Here is a 15804-nt window from a genome sequence, read left to right as displayed (position 1 = left end):
GTGGATCAATGGATATGGGTAGTGGCTGCGGTGATGAAGGCGTTGAGGGCGAGCGCGAGGCGGCCCCCCTTCAGCTCGGGCAGGTAGTTGCAGATGGTGTTGCGGGAGACGCCGAGCAGCTTCGCAATCGAGGTCACGGTGTTTTCCGGGCGGGTGAGCAAGTCGCGGGCGTGACGTACCTGCTCGGGTGTCATGGCCGGCGGGCGGGCGCCGCGGGCGCGGGCGGCGTTCAGGCCCTGCCGGGCGGTGCGCACCCAACCACGAACCGGCCGTCCGGGGGACCTACCGCGTGCTGGTCACGGGTGACTCGCTCCAGCGACAGCGCGGGAGCGCCTTCGCCAGTGCTCAGCAACTCGGCCGCGCAGCCGTCCTCCCATCGGAGCACGCTCTTACGGCCGTTTCGGCGGTCTTTTCGATGATTCGACCGGTGCATCGCCGAATGTGACAGCGTGCTCCCGATCATGGTTTCGCCGCCGAACGGATCCGGGAGCCTCATGGCCTTTGCATCACGACACATGCGTATCGGACCGTTCAGGACCGCGCTGATCGCCGCGGGCGCGTCGGCGGCGCTGATCGCCGCCGCATCGCCGGGTCCCCCGGATGCTCCGGACCGGATCGTCTTGGAACGTGTCGGCTACTTCCCTGGATGGGGCATCTGGGAGGGCTTTCGGGTCAAGGACATCGACCACCTCGCCTCCAAGCTCACCGTTGTCAACTATGCCTTCGCACAGGTGACCGAGGATGGTGTCTGCATCGAGGCGAACAACACCCCCCTGAGCGACGCCTGGGCCGACTACCAGCGCCCGGCATCCGCCGCCGAGTCCGTGGACGGCGTCGCAGACCGTCCGGAGCAGAACCTCAAGGGGAACTTCAATCAGCTGCACAAGCTCAAGAAGCGCCATCCCCATCTCAAGGTCGTCATGTCACTGATGTCCTCGCACTTCTCCGACAGCGCCCTGACGCCCGAGTCCCGCAGACAACTCGTCTCTTCCTGCCTGAAGCTGTTCATCAGGGGCGATCTGCCGGAGCTCCCCGGGGAGGAGAAGACCGAGGGGGGGCCGGGCTCCGCCTTCGGGGTCTTCGACGGCATCGACATCGACTGGGAGTACCCGGCCTCCCGGAATGCTCACGGGCACCGGTACCGCCCTGAGGACACCCGTAACTTCACCCGCCTCATGGCCGAGTTCCGTCGACAGCTCGACGATGTGGGCCGGCAGAAGCAGCGCACGTACCTGCTCACTGCGGCCCTCCCGCCGGGGCCAGGGAAGCGGGACAGAATCGAGGTCGGCGAGGTCGCCCGGTACTCCGACTTCCTCAACGTCATGACGTACGACTTCGCCGGTCCGTGGTCCTTCCACGGGCCGACCGACCACAGTGCCAACCTCCACCTCAGCACGAACAAGGACGCCGAAAGCAGGCGGCTCAGCCTCGCCGAGGCGGCCCGGAGCTATGTGAAGATGGGCGCTCCCGCGCGAAAGGTCGTCCTGGGCGTCCCCTTCTACGGCTACGGCTGGAAGGGCGTCGAGCCGAAGAATAACGGGTTGTACCAGGCGGCCGAGTCTGCGGTGCAGGCGAACGAGTACCAGTTCATCACCCGGCAGCCCGGCAAGGTCTTCCGCGACCCCGCCGCCCAAGCCGCCTGGAAGTACGACACGGCGAGCAAGACGTTCTGGACGTATGACGACGCCACGACCTTGAAAGCCAAGGCCGCCTTCGTCAGGAAGCAAGGATTCGGCGGTGTCATGATGTGGACGCTCAGCGGGGACGACGACAGGGGAACGCTCGTCAACGCCGTCCACGAGGGACTGCGGAACGGGCGCTGACCCCGGGCGTCCGCGGGAGCTGACCAATGCCGGCGCCTACCCCGGCTTCCCCATACGGACAACCCGCGCCGCGCCCGGGCCGTCCGCGGCGCCGACGCCCCGGCGGCATCGCCGATATCGGATACTGAGGTGGAGCATGTGTGCGAGGACCCATGTGAGGAACTCTCAAATAGCCCGTGACCGCCGCAACATGCGGCCGAATGGGGGAGGGAGCGCGCGGGACGGGTGAGGCCGCTTTACCGTGATTAGGTGACTAATCACCTTCCTGCGGCAACCGACGCCGATTCACCTCCGATGCGTCCGTACCGACGGCCGGATGGCCGTCTGGATGTGACCGTCATCGTGCCGGCATACAACGAAGCCGAACACGTCGGGGATACCGTCCGGTCTCTGCAGACGCAAACTCTGGAGGCCGCCGAAATCATCGTCGTCGACGACTGCTCGAGCGACGGCACCGGCGATGTGGCGCGTCTCTACGGCGTCAGGGTCATCCGTCCGGAGGCCAACACCGGAACCAAGGCGGGGGCACAGAATTTCGCCCTGAACGGGCATGTCGACACTCCGCTGACGATGATCCTCGACGCGGACACCGCCCTGGCACCGGACGCCATCGAGAAGCTTTCCGAAGTGTTCGACGACCCCGATGTGGCCGCGGCCTGTGGGTTTGTGGTGCCACGGCACGTGCGGTCGGTGTGGGAACGCGGCCGATACATCGAATACCTCTTCGCGTTCTCCTTCTTCAAACAGGTCCAGGACTTTTACCGGAAGCCGATGATCTCCTCCGGCTGCCTGTCGATGTACCGCAGCGACGCGCTCCGCGCTGCCGGCGGCTGGTCGACGCGCACCATGGCCGAAGACATGGATCTGACCTGGACGCTGTACCAGCTCGGCTGGACGGTCCGCTTTGTGCCGCAGGCCGTCTGCTACCCCGTGGAACCACGCACCTACGAGTTCATGAACAAGCAACTCAAGCGGTGGTCCCATGCGTATCTGCAGAACGTACAGCTGCACTGGCGGGGTATCCTCAAGATCCCCTATCTCTTTTGGGCCGTCATGGCCTCCCTCATCGACGGCATCGTCGGGTCGCTGTTCTTTCTGGTGGCGCTGCCGATTCTTGCCGTCGTCTTCAGTCCGCTGTTCATGATCGGCTACGTGGTCGATGCACCGGTGATTCTCGTGCCAGTGCTGCTCGCTGCCCGAGGACGCGCAGAGATGGGGAAGGCACTCATCAGCTTCCCGTCATTCTTTGTAGTGCGCCTCGTGAACGGATGGCATCTGCTCGCAGCCGTGTGGAAGGAGTTTGTCCTCCGCCAACGGCTCGTTGTCTACGAGAAAGGTCATTGACAGATGATCTTCGGCATCCCAGGGCTGTCGACACTCTTTTACGTTCTCTCGGTCCTGGTGATGCCGGTGACCGAGCTGGCCAAGGCAGTGCACGGCCGCAGCACCTGGCAGCGTTGGCGGACGATGCTTCGTCATGTGGCCATCGTCGCCGCCATCGTGACATGCGTCTGGCTGGTGGCCGAGCGCTATCCGGCCATCGGCGCGCTGAGGCGGGACGGCGTGCTGTACGACACGTTCCGGTGGGCGCAGTACATCGGCGGCGGCCTGCTGGTGCTGCTGGTCCTCGCCCCCTGGCTCGTCCGGGTGGTGCGCCGCGCCTACCACTTCCTGGGCTGGGCCTGCGCCCACAGTCGGCATCCCCACCCCACCAAGCCCCATCCCTCGATTCTGGCCGAGCTGTGCCCCGACTGCGGGAGGCTGATGTTCCAGGTACAGGAGAAGCTGTCCCTTTCGAAGATGGGCGGTGTCGTCAAGCAGGCGTAGCGAGGCGTTGCCCGGAAACTATCCGGTCGGCATGCGAGACCTTCGTGAGCATTAACTCAGTGGCCCGCTCGGCCGTCTCCGGTTGGGTCTGGGTCCGGGTCGCCGCTCATGTCAATGAGCACGGTGGTGACGCCCTGCCAGGACACGCCGAACTAGTCGTTCAGTCAGACGCAGGCGATTTCTTCGCCCACTCGGAGAGCTTGTTCCAGCAGTGGTCCACCTTCGCCTGATCCATGCAGTGGATCTTGATGGTCAAGGGTTTCTCCTGTTCACCCATACCGACCGGTCTCGCCGCACACTCATCGGTAGAGGTCGCCCAATCCGGCATCGGCGCGACCGGATGAGCCGTAGGGGTGCGGGCAGGGGCCTGCCGGTGGTGGTGGATGGCTCAACACAAGTTGGCGTGCTGTGGCAGCCGGCGAAGACTCCTGTGCAGAAGCGGGCGTGGTTCCCGTGGTAACTCGCCGTTGCCCTTCGGTGTGTCGGCCCTGCGGACGGCGTAGGACAACGGACAGTTCCCGGTGCCTGTGCCCCGTGGCCGCCTCCCCCCGCTAGAGAAGGGTTTCTTCATGCTCCGCTCGACTCGTGCGGCGCTGCATCCCGGACGTCTGGGTACGGCCTCGCTCGCTCTCATCGCCACCACGCTGGCAGCCGGCCTGACACCCATGCCCTCGGCGGGCGCGGCGCAGCCGGCCGCTCCTCGGGCGGTGAGCCGTGCGGCCGACTCGCAGGGGCAGGGCTCGGAGCCCGGTGGTGCGCCGACCAGTGTCACCGAGATCGCCGATGGCTTCACAGAGCCGTGGACCATCAGCTTCCTGCCGGACGGGCAGTCGGCTCTGACCACCGAGCGCAACAGCTTCAAGGTGTGGCACGTCTTGCGTGACGGTTCCAAGGAGCTGGTGGGCAGGATCCCGCATTCTGTAGTCACCGCGGACGAGAAGACCAAGGGCGACGGCGGGCTGTTGGGAGTTGCACCGTCGCCGACCTGGGACGGCGTCACCGACCAGGACGTGTTCTTCATGCACACCACGGCCACCGGTAACCGGATCGCGAAGATGCGGTTCGACGGGGCCTCTTTGAGCGACTACACCCCGGTGCTGACCGGGATCCGCAAGGCCAGGGACCACAACGGGGGGAAGATCGCCTTCGGCCCGGACGGCTACCTCTACGTCACCACCGGTGACGCCTGGGTGCCCGAGCTGGCTCAGGACAAGGAATCGCTCAACGGCAAGATCCTCCGCATCACCACGAGGGGTGAGCCGGCCCCGGGCAACCCATTCGGTAACCATGTCTACAGCTACGGGCACCGCAATCCGCAGGGCCTGGCCTGGGATCGCAGGGGGCGGCTGTGGTCGGCGGAGATCGGAGACGAAAAGTACGACGAGCTCAACCTGATCAAGCCTGGCAAGAACTACGGCTGGCCTGCCTGCGAAGGTCCTTGCCGCGTCGAGGGCATGACCAACCCCAAGCACGCCTGGCGTCCCGCGGAGGCCGTGCCGAGCCAGATCGCGGTGGTTTCGAACGTCATCTACGTCTCGACACTGCTGGGCAGTCAGCTCTGGCGAGTGCCGATCGACGGCGACAGTGACCGGGTCGGCGTGCCGCGCGCCTACTACCGCGACGTGTACGGCCGACTGCGGGCCCTGGCCAAGGTCCCGGGCAAGGACCAACTGTGGATGGCGACGAACGCTCACGGCCCGGGCAAGGACAAGATCCTCAAGGTCACCATCACCGTCCAGGAGTAGCCGCGTACGCGATGCGGCACACTGACGGCCCGCCGGGTGCGCGGCGGGCCGTCGACTGTCAGCATCCGCGGTCCGCCTTCCACGCCGCCTTACGGACGGCGAGCGCATCGTTGTAGACCACCCGGGCGCAGCCGAACGTACGGGCCAGCGCAATACGCTGACTCGGCGTCGGCTCGATCCGGAAGGAGAACCGCAGATGCATGTGATCAACCTACCGGCCGCCACTGACAACGCAGCGAGCTCCGCCGCTTCGCGGCTCCGGGCCAAGGATGCGTTTCCTCCCCGGCCCGAAGGCCGGGGTTTCCACGCAAGGAGCTTCCGATGAGTCGGTCATGCCGCCAGCCGTTTCGGGCGCGGATGCCGGTCGCATTCCACGCCCGGCGCCGGCAGCGGTCGGCCCGTCAAGCGTCTTGCTGTTCGAAGGGCTGAGACGCGGTCGTGCTGGGTGTGTTGTAGGAGATGCCGCCGGATGGATGAACCAGGCACTATTGGTGAGTTTCAGAATTGACACTACATCACACAATGAGAATTCTTGTAACAAAGGATCCGCGTTCATTAGGTGAGGAAGAATGCTTTCCATTTCGAAGTGGGGCGTGGTGGCAGCAACGGCGTTGTCGCTCGCAACTCTCGCGGGTTCCGCCTCTGCGTCCAACGACCCGTACGCACGAGACTGGGACAGGGACAGGGACATGAAGCGCACGGAGGTCATCAGCCTGACGTCGACGGGCACAGGAATCACAGTGGTCGACGGCGGGACACCCGGACCCGGGCTCGGCGATCAGATCATCATCACCGCGAACCTCTTCCGCAGAGGTGTCAGCTATGGCACCGAGGGAGCGGTGTGCACCCGAGTGGCGGCACAAACCAATCTCTGCACAGGCACTTTCAGCCTCCCCCGGGGGCAAGTGACGTGGCAACACCTGCAGACCACCCCTGTCGGCACCCCGCCCAGCGACTTCGACCTCGCCATCACCGGCGGCACCGGCGCGTACGTCACTGCCCGTGGCTATGGTCACGTCGCCCGCATCTCTGAGTCGGGTGGAGCCTTCACCCTCTATCTTGTGCGCTGATTTCACTCGCCACAGCAGGTCCAGGGCTGAGGACTTGGGGCGTCGCCCGGCGCGGTACTGCAGGGGCTCGATTCATTTCCCCTGGCCCCCTGTCTGACTCCCCAAGCACGAGAGAGGCCGGCGTCTGAGGGAGGCCCGTCGTCCTGCTCCGGCCGTGAGACTGGGACGACGGGCCTCCGCCACACGGCGCCGCCCGAACAACCGGCGGGCGGGCGTTTGAGCGTCGCCGGCGGCCGGACGGACGCCTCGACGTAGCTCGACTGCTGAACCGAGGCTGACTTCGACGGGCCGCCGCGATGACGCGATGGTCACCTGGCGGGCGAGCCGTCGAAGGGCCGGGCGGTTCTCTCTTCCCGACTGCAGCTGATCCGTCGTCGGCAGCGACAGATCTATGACCGGAGGATCAGGTGACCTTCCGTATAGGGGAGGGTCTTGGCGCGCGGCAGATGCACCAGGAGTTCCTCGTTCGCAGGAACTCCATCCTCCCGCGGCACCTTGGCCCTGATCAGCTGGCCGGCCAACTCCATCTCGAGTACGCGCTGCGGGCCGTGCTGTCCCGGACGCCCCGAAGCATGGCGGGAAACGTGTTGGGGCCTGGGTCCGTGACGACCTTGACGTACTCGGGCCGGACTCCCACCTGGACCTCGGTGGTGCTCTTCGGGACGTCCCACGCCACGGTTAGGGTCCGACCGCCCAAGGTGATGTTCCCGGCCTCTCGGTCCACGGTCAGGGCGTTCACGGCCGGTGATCCGATGAAGTAGCCGACGTACGTCGACGAGGGTGCCTCGAAGAGCTGCTCCGGCGTGCCCTGTTGCAAGGCCCGGCCGTCCTTCATGACCAGCACTTCCTGCGCAATGCTCATTGCTTCGTACTGGTCGTGGGTCACGTAGATCACTGTGGGCTGGAACTGCTCGGTGATCTCACGGATCTTGCGCCGCAGCGAGTGCTTCAGCTGCGGATCGATGACGGTCAGCGGCTCGTCCATCAGCAAGGCCGCCACGTCGTTGCGGACGAGACCACGGCCGAGAGAGATCAGCTGCTTGTCGTCGGCGGTGAGGCGCCTGGCGGACTGGTCGAGTCGGTCATCCAGGTCCAGCGCCTCAGCGACCTGGCGGACCTTGGCATCGATCCTCCCCGCTCCACGGTGTGTGGGTCGAAGGCGGACGGGATGGGAGCTGGGTTGGGCGGGGGGCTGATGAAAAGCCGAGCGCACCACCACGGCCGGGGTGTGAGAGTCCCCGGAAAATACTGGTGAGCCTTTGCCTGCCCCCGGTTATCCTGCCTCGTCCTGAACAGGCCAGGGAGGTCCCTCACCATGAGCAGCACCACGTCGTCCTTTCCCGAGCGGATCGAGCTCTCGGGGGAGGGGCTCGTCCTCCGCGACTGGACGGAGGCGGACCTGGCCGCGATGCCGGAGCTGTTTGACCACCCCGACATCGCGTACTGGACACCGATCGTCTCCCCATTCGGCGAAGCGGCCGCTCGCGCACGGCTGGACCGGGACCGGCAGCTGCGGGCGGAGGGCACGACCATCCTGCTCGCCATCACCGTCGACGGCGGCGCACCGCTCGGCGAGGTGATGCTGCGGCGTGCCTCCGAGGGTCCGGAGCTCGGCTACGCGATCGGCCCGGCGCACCGCGGCCAGGGGCTGGCGGCGCGGGCGGTGCGGGTGATGGCCGCGTACGCCTTCGAGCAGCTGGGCGCAGAGCAGGTGATCCTGGAGCTGGAGGCCGAGAACGCCGCCAGCGTCGCCGTGGCCACCAAGGCGGGCTTCCGACCGCTCGACGTGCCGCTGATCACGGGTGAGGAGAAGGGGCGACCCTACGCCCTGCAGACGTGGGGTCTGAACCGCCCTTGACCCTCTGCCTCCACCAGGCTGTCAAGGGGGACAATGGCGCGGCTGACATGGGCCCGGTCGCGGCAAGGGCCTCGTCGAGTTCCAGCAGGACGCCGATCATGAGCGGCGCCTTCCTCAGGCATTCAGAAACCGCGATACATGGACTCCACCGTGGCTATCTCCGGCGCTCAAGCCAACGGGGGAGAAACGTCGTGCCACTTACGTGCCAGATACCTCTCCGGGATCTTCGGCAGCGGACTCTGCCGACCGGATCGTCGCTCGTGCTCGACCAGATCGCCATCGACGGCTCCATCACCAAGGCCCCCGGCGGCGGCGAGGTCGCCGGGCGCTCACCGGTCGATCGAGGCAAGCAGGGCTTGAAACGCTCGGGCATGACGGATGGCTACGGAATACCGCTCGGCAGGGTCCTGGCCGGAGCGAACCGCCACGACTCCCCGCTGCTTGCCCCGACCCTGGACCGGCTGGAGGACTTGGGGTCACTACCCGACGACATCACCGTGCACCTGGACGCCGGCTACGACTCGGACAAGACCCGCACTGAACTCGCCGCGCGCAGTCTGCACGGCCGCATCGCGCACAAGGGCGAGAAGGCGCCGATCCAGGCCAGCCAGCGGTGGCACGTCGAGCGCACCCACGCCTGGCAGAACGCCTTCCACCGGCTCGCCCGCTGCTACGAACGCCGAGCCACGGTCATCGACGCCTTTCATGAGCGCACGCCTATCTGCGCGAGCTCTAAGTGGGCATTTAGGCATGCCTTGCGGTGTTACGTCGCCCTTGCGACCTGGTCTCTCTGAGGTGATTTGCGCCCTACATGTAGATTCGCGGCCTTCCGAACTTCGGCCTCGGTGTCCATTTGCTCCGTGTCTCGCACCCAGATTCCGTCTGGTCTACGGACGTCACAGACCCGCCCAGTTCGTCAAGTAACGCTGTCGGTGCCGCAGTTCATGTAAGAGCCCTTTCGTGAGCCAGCGGAAGCCGTACCCCAGCGACCTGTCCGACGCCCGATGGGCGTTGATCGAACCGACCTTATCCGCCTGGAGGAAAGCCCGACTCGATCGCAGACCCACCGGCCAGCCGGCCCAGGTCGAACTGCGCGATGTCTTCAACGCAATCCTGTACATCAACCGCACGGGAATCCCGTGGAAATACCTCCCGCACGACTTCCCCAACCACGGCACCGTCTACGCCTACTACGCCGCCTGGCGTGACGAAGGAATCCTCGCCCAGCTCAACTACGACCTGACCGGCCTCGCCCGCGTGAAAGAGGGGCGCAAGCCCGAACCGACCGCCTCCGTGATCGACACCCAGAGCGTGAAGACCTCCACGAACGCGCCCCTGACCAGGCAGGAAACCGACGCCGCCAAGAAGATCGTAGGCCGGAAGCGAGGCATCATCACCGACACGCTCGCCAGGCCAAGAAGACCTACCCGACCATCTCCAAGAGCTGGGTCGACACCGGCTTCAAGAACGCCGTCATCGAGCACGGAGCGAAGCTCGGAATCGACGTCGAGGTCGTCAACAGAAACCCTGAAATCCGCGGCTTTCATGTCGCCAAAAGGCGCTGGGTCGTGGAACGGAGTATCGGATGGATCATGATGCATCGTCGTCTCGCACGCGACTACGAAAACCTGACCTCCAGCTCCGAAGCCATGATCCACATCGCCTCGATCGACAACCTCGCCAAGCGCATAACGGACGAGACCACACCCACGTGGCGAGGAACCTACTAGCAAATAAACCGCAATTCGCCTACATCAAACGCCCACTAAGTGGTCCTTACCCCCCTTTGGCGAGGTGCTGGGTGGGAAGTTGGGGCGTCAACCGGGCCAGGTTGACGCCCCTTCTGCGTGTCTGCCGCTACTTTTCGTGTTGTCGATCGCACCTCACACCCGTGTCTTCCGAACGGTAGGATGGTTGGCATGACGACACCCAAGGAGCAGGCACGGGGGAAGTACAGCGTCACGCTCCCGCCGGATCTCGCCGAGCGCGCGAAGGCCAAGGTCGGTCCCAAGCTGTTCTCCCACTACGTAGAGAAGGCGCTGCGGAACGAGCTGGTGCGTGACGGGATGGCGGAGTACGCGCGACTGCGTGCGGGCGACCCGCTCGACGACGTGTCCGCGGCCGCAGAGGCAGACTTCGAAGAGGCGGACGCTGCGTGACCGAGATTCTGCGGGGGTCGGTGTGGCGCCTGCCCACCGTGGGCCGGGAACGCACCGTTGTGGTCATCGAGAACGACGCGGTGATCCGGCTGCACCCGGGTGGCATCCTGTGCGCCCTGATCCAGGAAGCTGAGGACGCCCTGGACACCCTGGTCACGGTCCCCATCGAACAGCCGGTGCGCGGTGTCGTCATGGCCCCCGACATCGCGGCGTTCCGGCCTCAGCGGTTCGAGCAGGGCAAGTGCCTGGGCTTCCTGGCCGGCGAAGACATGGAGCGCGTCGACCGCGCGGTGCGCGCTGTGCTCGACCTGTAGGTGAACCAGCCCTCGCCCCCGCCGGTGTATCCAGGGCGGGGGCGCTGTCATGTTCTGACCTCGAGCGATGCCCAGGTGACCCGGCCGCCGAGGTCGCCGGCGTGCTGCCCGACTTCTTCCGCGACGCGGTGCACGGTACAGGCCCGGCTCCTCCTCCGGCAGGGCCGCGCCCGCACCGTTATGCGGGGGATGACTGGGCGCGGGACTGGGCTGTGGAAGAGGTGTTCGGCATCGAAAGCGAGTCGCCCACCTGCTCTTGTCCGGCGGCGCAGAAGCGATGGAGTACCTCGTGCCCGGCACCCTTCGGCGACTCGTCGAGCGTGGAGCTCAGCGCGCCCCGCTGCCGACCGGAATGGTTGCGCTCTCCACCCAGGGCTGGTTCCGGCGCTGGCACGAGTCCCACTACATGATGCTGGCCAGCCGCGACCTGCTCGACGCCGTCGTCCGCGAGCGGGTCCTGTTTACGCCAGCCGCATGTACCGCGCCCCCGAGAACGCCCGTTCCGGCTTCCCCGTCGTCAACGTCCAGGCCGACTCTCGCGGGAGCGGCCCCGGCCAGGCAGGAACGCTTCTGCCGATCGAGGGCGGCCGATTGACGACGAGCTCGGAGGTACCCGATGGATTGGCCGACCGCCGCAGCTGACGGATTCCGATCTGGTCACCCTTGCCGTGGCGCAGGCTCTGCTGGGCTTCACCTCGGAGTCGCGCTGGCTGCGGTTCGTGGACTCCCGGCTGGGAGCGATGTTCCCGTACGTGCCCGAGCAGCCAGGCTGGAACAAGTTGCTGCGGGCAGCGTTGCCGCTGGTCAAGAAGGCAATACGGCTACTGGCCGTTGATACGGACTTTTGGTTCGACAACCACTGGGTCATCGACTCCACGCCAGTGGAGTGTGGCCGCTCGCGTCCGACGGTGAAGCGGTCGGACATGGCCGGCTGGGCCGGATACGGGTATTGCGCTTCGCACTCTCGGTTTTCTGGGGTCTGCGCCTGTTTCTGGTGTGACCCCGACCGGGATGCCCATCCTGTGGGCACTGGCGAACCCGAAGCTGGACGAGCGGGAGGTGCTGTCGGCGATGCTGGACCGCGAACCGCACCTGGCCACGGACCGGCCGAGCCTGCTGGTGATCGCGGACAGGGGCTTCGCCTCCAAGGTGTTCGAGGCCGATGGCCTTTCGGGGCGCGGAGTTGCTGCGTCCTTCCTTCAAGCGCGAGAAGACGCTCAAGGGCGAGAGCATTCTGAAGTCGGTGCGGCAGCTGATCGAGTCGGTCAACGACACCCTCAAAGTCCAGCTCGACCTGGAACAGCACGGTGGCCGGACCTTCGAAGGTGTCGCCGTCCGCGTCGCCCAATGCATCCTCGCGATGGCCGCCGCGATCTGGCACAACCACAAGACGGGCCAGCCCGTCATGCGCTCCTGGATCGCTTATGACCACTGATCACATCGGAATGACTCGTGTAGGGCGTCAGGCAGCCGCGCGCTTGAAGCGGAGCGTGGTGGTGACCGTGGCCAAGCCGCGGATCATGCCCAGCAGGCCCCCGCCCATGCCGAACTGTGCGCGGTCCACGGTGAACTCACCGTCCAGCGTGAGCACGTCGGCGTCCGCGCCCGTCAGGCGCGCCGTGATGGAGAGCGGCCGGCTGATGCCACGCACGGTCAGCTGCCCGACTACGTGCACGGCGTCGCCGTCGCGGAGTTCGGCGCTGCTGGCCGCGAAGGTGATCTCGGGGTGGTTGTCGGCGTCGAAGAAGTCGGCGCCTCGCAGGTGGGCGTCCCGCTTGGCGTTCCCGGTGTCCAGGGAGGTGACGCCGAAGGTCAGGGTGCCGACGGCGGACCCGTCGGGGCGGACCTCGCCCTGGCCGGCGACGGCGGCGATGGTGCCCTTGACGGTGACCAGGCCCCACATCGTCTTGTGCCGGAGGGCGACGGTGGAGGCGCTTGCATCAAGCTGCCACAGTCCGGTTTCCACGGCGACGGTCATGGTGTTCTCCTGTGCGAGTGAACGAGTGATTCAAATTTGGATGACCTGCCTCACATTAACGGGTCATCCAAATCCGGACAACCCCTCCTCCAAATTTGGACAACAGGTACACTCGAGCCATGGCCGACCTCGAGGAGCACCGCCCCGACCTGCCCGAATGCCCGTCCGCTCAGGGGGTCGGCCTACTGCCCGCCGAGCTTCGGGCCTGGATGGTGATGCTCGCCTCGGTGGGAGCGGTGGAGCAGCGGCTGCGCGCGGCCGTGAAGGAGCAGCTCGACGTCTCGCACGACGAGTTCCTGGTGCTGTGCCTGCTCGCGGAGCAGCCCGGCGAGGGGCTACGGATGACGCGCGTCGCGGAGTTGCTGGGCCGCCCCAAGACTCGGCTCACCTACCAGATCGCCTGCCTCCAGCACGCCGGCCTCGTCACCCGCAAGTCGGTGTGCGGCGACAAGCGGGGCGTCGAGGTCGCCCTCACCGACAAGGCACGCCTGCTACTGCAGGAGGCGTCCGGGGCGCTGGCCACCACGGTCGTCGACGCGCTCACCCATGTCATGGGGCCGGACCAGCGGGAAGCGATGTACGGGCTGTTGCCGGGGCTCGCCGGAGAGACGGGGGCGCGAAAGGCGGCAGCCGCCCGGGGAGCGGATGCGGCGAGGGCCGACGCCGCCCGGAAGGCGCAGGACGCGCCGGAAGCGGGGCAGGCGGCGCCGGAAGCAGCACAGGAGGCCGTCGACGTGGCCGACTGAGCGCGTCTCCCGCGCTTGATCCACCCGGCCCGGGTGCCCGGTGACTGCCGCGCGGCGCGCCGCCGGCGGCCGAGCCGGGCTGCCGCGGCCGGACAGCGAGGGAGCCGCCGCTCGCCGGCATCACCTCCGCGGACGGTCGCGGGGCGCCGCCCGGCGCCGGAACCGGCCACCCTCCCCCTCCCCCCTCCCCCTCGCCCTCCCCCACCCCCGCTTCCCGCGCCGGACCATCCACACGTGGGGCACCTTCCGCGGCCTGGAGAGGGCCACCACCCGGCGCCGGCGCACGCCGCCGTCGTCCGCGGCCGCGTTGGACAGCACCCGCGCCACCATCGCCTCGAAGGCGCGCTTGCGGTGTCCCGCCGTCCTTGTCCGCGACCAGGTCGGCGGCGTCGCCGCGCAGCGTCCGCAGCGCGGGGGTGGCGAAGCCCAACAGATAGGGATGGCCGACGACCGGGGCCGCCGATACCAGCAGGGTGACCTTGTCCAGCCCGGTGTCCCCGGCCGGGGACACCACGTGCAGGTGCTCGCCGATCCGGGCGGTCACCCGGGTCCCCTGCATCAGCGGCGGCCGCGCCCTCACGGACCTCGAACGTCACCTTGCGGGGGGCCTTCAGAGCCACCCAGACGGTGGCGCTGTGCGCGTCGACCCGGCGGACCACCGGGCCCGCGAGTATCAAAGGCGCCGCTGCGACATCAAATGGCGTGGAAGCCATCTCAGGCCGCCCGCAGCACAGTCCTCAGGACATGCGTGGATAACCACCGCATTCGGTCCCCCGTTTCGGTCTGACGCGAGTAACGGCCCCTGGACAATCCCACCCACCCGCAAACTGAACGGCCTTGCCTCTAGTCCCCGGTGCACTACCCCGCCCGCGCCGGGGCGCTGCCCGTACGCGGAAAGTCTCCGCTGGTCTTGTCCTTCACCGACGTCCCGGTGCTGGGCGACCGGCCGGGGCTCCTCCCGCCGGAGGAGCCCCTGTCGGGCGAGGGGTCTTCACCTGCTGTCCGTCGAAGTCGGGAAAGACGGTCACAGCAGATCACGCGCGCCTGTGTGGCGGGCGTTCTTCGACCTCCACCTGAAGGGCGCCGGCCTGGCCCCTGCTGGACGGCCCGTCGCCGGAGCGCCCGGAGGTGACCTTCCACAAGTGGCCGCTGGCGCGTCGCGCCGTCAGGTCAGAGCTTGACGATCATCTTGCCGGTGTTGTCGCCGCGCAGGATGCCGAGGAAGGCCTCCAGGTTGTTCTCGATGCCCTCGACGACGGTCTCGCGGTACTTGAGGGCGCCCGAGGCGACCCAGGGGCCGACCTCCCGGACGAACTGCGGCTGGAGGTCCTCGTGGTCGCTGACCAGGAAGCCCTCCATGCGACTGCGGGTCTGGAGGAGGCGGACGAGATTCCGCGGGCCGGGGGCGGGCTCGGTGTCGTTGTAGCGGGAGATCATGCCGCAGATGGCGATCCGGCCACCCTGGTTGAGGGAGCCGATGGCCGCCTCCAGGTGATCGCCGCCGACGTTGTCGAAGTACACGTCGATCCCGTCCGGCGCGGCGGCCCGCAGCTGCTCGCTCACCGGCCCGTCCTTGTAGTTGAAGGCGGCGTCGAAGCCGTACTCCTCGACGAGCAGCTTGACCTTCGCGTCGGACCCGGCGGAGCCGATGACCCGGGAGGCGCCCTTGAGCTTCGCGGTCTGCCCCACCTGGCTGCCGACCGCGCCGGCGGCCCCGGACACGAACACCACGTCGCCCTCCTTGAAGGCGGCGGTGCGCAGTAGGCCGGCGTACGCGGTGAGCCCGGGCATCCCGAGGACGCCGAGGTACGTCGACAGGGGCGCGGCCTGCGGGTCGACCTTGACGGCGTTCTCGGCGTCGACGGCGGCGTACTCGCGCCAGCCGAAGAAGTGCAGGACGTGGTCGCCGGCGGAGATGCCCTCGGCGTTGGAGGCGACGACCTCGCCGACGGCGCCGCCCTGCATGACCTTGCCCAGCTCGAAGGGGGCGACGTAGGACTTGGCGTCGCTCATGCGTCCGCGCATGTAGGGGTCCACGGAGACGTACAGGTTACGCACCAGCACCTGTCCCTCACCCGGCGTGGGCATCGGGGCCTCGACCAGGGCGAAGTCCTCGGGCTTGGGCCAGCCGACGGGGCGGCTGAGGAGGTGCCACTCGCGGTTGACGTCAGGGAGTGCGGGGGTGTTGGTCATGGGGGCGCTTTCCTCAATGTTTCGGTGCCTGGTTCCAACAGATACATCGGTACCACAGGTATTTCAGTACACAAAACAACCATGCGCCTAA

At 67.1% G+C, this 15804-nt stretch carries 14 protein-coding genes and 3 pseudogenes; 12 read left to right on the top strand and 5 right to left on the bottom strand.

The annotated features are described in order from the left end of the window. Positions 1–5: 5 nt before the first annotated feature. Positions 6–254, bottom strand: coding sequence for a helix-turn-helix domain-containing protein (locus tag AB0M62_RS26835; protein ID WP_366076862.1), 249 nt, complete (start codon positions 252–254; stop codon positions 6–8). Positions 255–515: 261 nt separating this feature from the next. Here AB0M62_RS26835 and AB0M62_RS26830 point away from each other — a divergent pair, with 261 nt between their 5' ends. The 4 genes from AB0M62_RS26830 (at position 516) to AB0M62_RS26815 (ending at position 5395) form a co-directional block, all read left to right on the top strand. Continuing rightward, positions 516–1823: a glycoside hydrolase family 18 protein gene (locus tag AB0M62_RS26830; RefSeq protein WP_366076861.1), complete on the top strand. Its 1308-nt coding sequence runs from the start codon at positions 516–518 to the stop codon at positions 1821–1823. A gap of 249 nt (positions 1824–2072) precedes the next feature. Then, entirely contained in the window at positions 2073–3167 is a 1095-nt protein-coding gene (locus AB0M62_RS26825) for a glycosyltransferase (protein ID WP_366076860.1), read from the top strand. A gap of 3 nt (positions 3168–3170) precedes the next feature. Then, complete coding sequence (locus tag AB0M62_RS26820) at positions 3171–3650, top strand: hypothetical protein (protein WP_366076859.1); 480 nt, start codon at positions 3171–3173, stop codon at positions 3648–3650. A gap of 569 nt (positions 3651–4219) precedes the next feature. After that, the gene (locus AB0M62_RS26815) at positions 4220–5395 is read left to right on the top strand and encodes a PQQ-dependent sugar dehydrogenase (protein WP_366076857.1); all 1176 of its coding nucleotides are present in this window, start codon (positions 4220–4222) and stop codon (positions 5393–5395) included. 58 nt (positions 5396–5453) lie between these two features. Here AB0M62_RS26815 and AB0M62_RS26810 read toward each other — a convergent pair whose 3' ends face one another. Continuing rightward, entirely contained in the window at positions 5454–5597 is a 144-nt protein-coding gene (locus tag AB0M62_RS26810; protein ID WP_366076856.1) for a helix-turn-helix domain-containing protein, read from the bottom strand. A gap of 487 nt (positions 5598–6084) precedes the next feature. Between AB0M62_RS26810 and AB0M62_RS26805 the strand changes: the two genes are divergently transcribed. Next, the gene (locus tag AB0M62_RS26805) at positions 6085–6465 is read left to right on the top strand and encodes a hypothetical protein (protein ID WP_366076855.1); all 381 of its coding nucleotides are present in this window, start codon (positions 6085–6087) and stop codon (positions 6463–6465) included. A 505-nt stretch (positions 6466–6970) separates the two neighbouring features. Here the strand turns inward: AB0M62_RS26805 and AB0M62_RS26800 are convergent. Further along, positions 6971–7684 (bottom strand): hypothetical protein, encoded by a 714-nt coding sequence (locus AB0M62_RS26800; RefSeq protein WP_366076854.1) that lies wholly within the window; start codon positions 7682–7684, stop codon positions 6971–6973. Between the two features lie 96 nt (positions 7685–7780). On the opposite strand from AB0M62_RS26800, the gene AB0M62_RS26795 reads away from it, so the two are divergent. From AB0M62_RS26795 to AB0M62_RS26770, 6 genes and pseudogenes are all read left to right on the top strand, one after another. Beyond that, positions 7781–8323 (top strand): GNAT family N-acetyltransferase, encoded by a 543-nt coding sequence (locus AB0M62_RS26795; protein ID WP_366076853.1) that lies wholly within the window; start codon positions 7781–7783, stop codon positions 8321–8323. A gap of 257 nt (positions 8324–8580) precedes the next feature. Then, positions 8581–9027 (top strand): annotated as a pseudogene (locus AB0M62_RS26790) (transposase); the annotation flags it as partial. A 256-nt stretch (positions 9028–9283) separates the two neighbouring features. Beyond that, positions 9284–10053, top strand: a pseudogene (locus AB0M62_RS26785) (transposase). A 189-nt stretch (positions 10054–10242) separates the two neighbouring features. Continuing rightward, positions 10243–10482 (top strand): hypothetical protein, encoded by a 240-nt coding sequence (locus AB0M62_RS26780; RefSeq protein WP_366076852.1) that lies wholly within the window; start codon positions 10243–10245, stop codon positions 10480–10482. After that, on the top strand, positions 10479–10796 hold the full coding sequence (locus AB0M62_RS26775) for a type II toxin-antitoxin system PemK/MazF family toxin (protein ID WP_366076851.1): 318 nt from the start codon (positions 10479–10481) through the stop codon (positions 10794–10796). The genes AB0M62_RS26780 and AB0M62_RS26775 overlap by 4 nt, the downstream gene beginning before the upstream one ends. A 1162-nt stretch (positions 10797–11958) precedes the next feature. After that, positions 11959–12231 (top strand): hypothetical protein, encoded by a 273-nt coding sequence (locus AB0M62_RS26770; RefSeq protein ID WP_366076850.1) that lies wholly within the window; start codon positions 11959–11961, stop codon positions 12229–12231. Between the two features lie 27 nt (positions 12232–12258). Here AB0M62_RS26770 and AB0M62_RS26765 read toward each other — a convergent pair whose 3' ends face one another. Further along, complete coding sequence (locus AB0M62_RS26765) at positions 12259–12774, bottom strand: YceI family protein (RefSeq protein WP_366076849.1); 516 nt, start codon at positions 12772–12774, stop codon at positions 12259–12261. Positions 12775–12893: 119 nt separating this feature from the next. On the opposite strand from AB0M62_RS26765, the pseudogene AB0M62_RS26760 reads away from it, so the two are divergent. Beyond that, a pseudogene (locus AB0M62_RS26760) lies at positions 12894–13382 on the top strand (MarR family transcriptional regulator); the annotation flags it as partial. Between the two features lie 1308 nt (positions 13383–14690). Here AB0M62_RS26760 and AB0M62_RS26755 read toward each other — a convergent pair. Then, a complete protein-coding gene (locus tag AB0M62_RS26755; protein ID WP_366076848.1) occupies positions 14691–15713 on the bottom strand; it encodes an NADP-dependent oxidoreductase in 1023 nt (340 codons plus the stop codon). Between the last annotated feature and the right edge of the window lie 91 nt (positions 15714–15804).

The organism is Streptomyces sp. NPDC051219 (assembly GCF_040682335.1).
Lineage (GTDB): Bacteria > Actinomycetota > Actinomycetes > Streptomycetales > Streptomycetaceae > Streptomyces.
The sequence above is the reverse complement of the archived record's forward strand: the minus strand, read 5'-3'. Positions and strand labels throughout refer to the sequence as shown.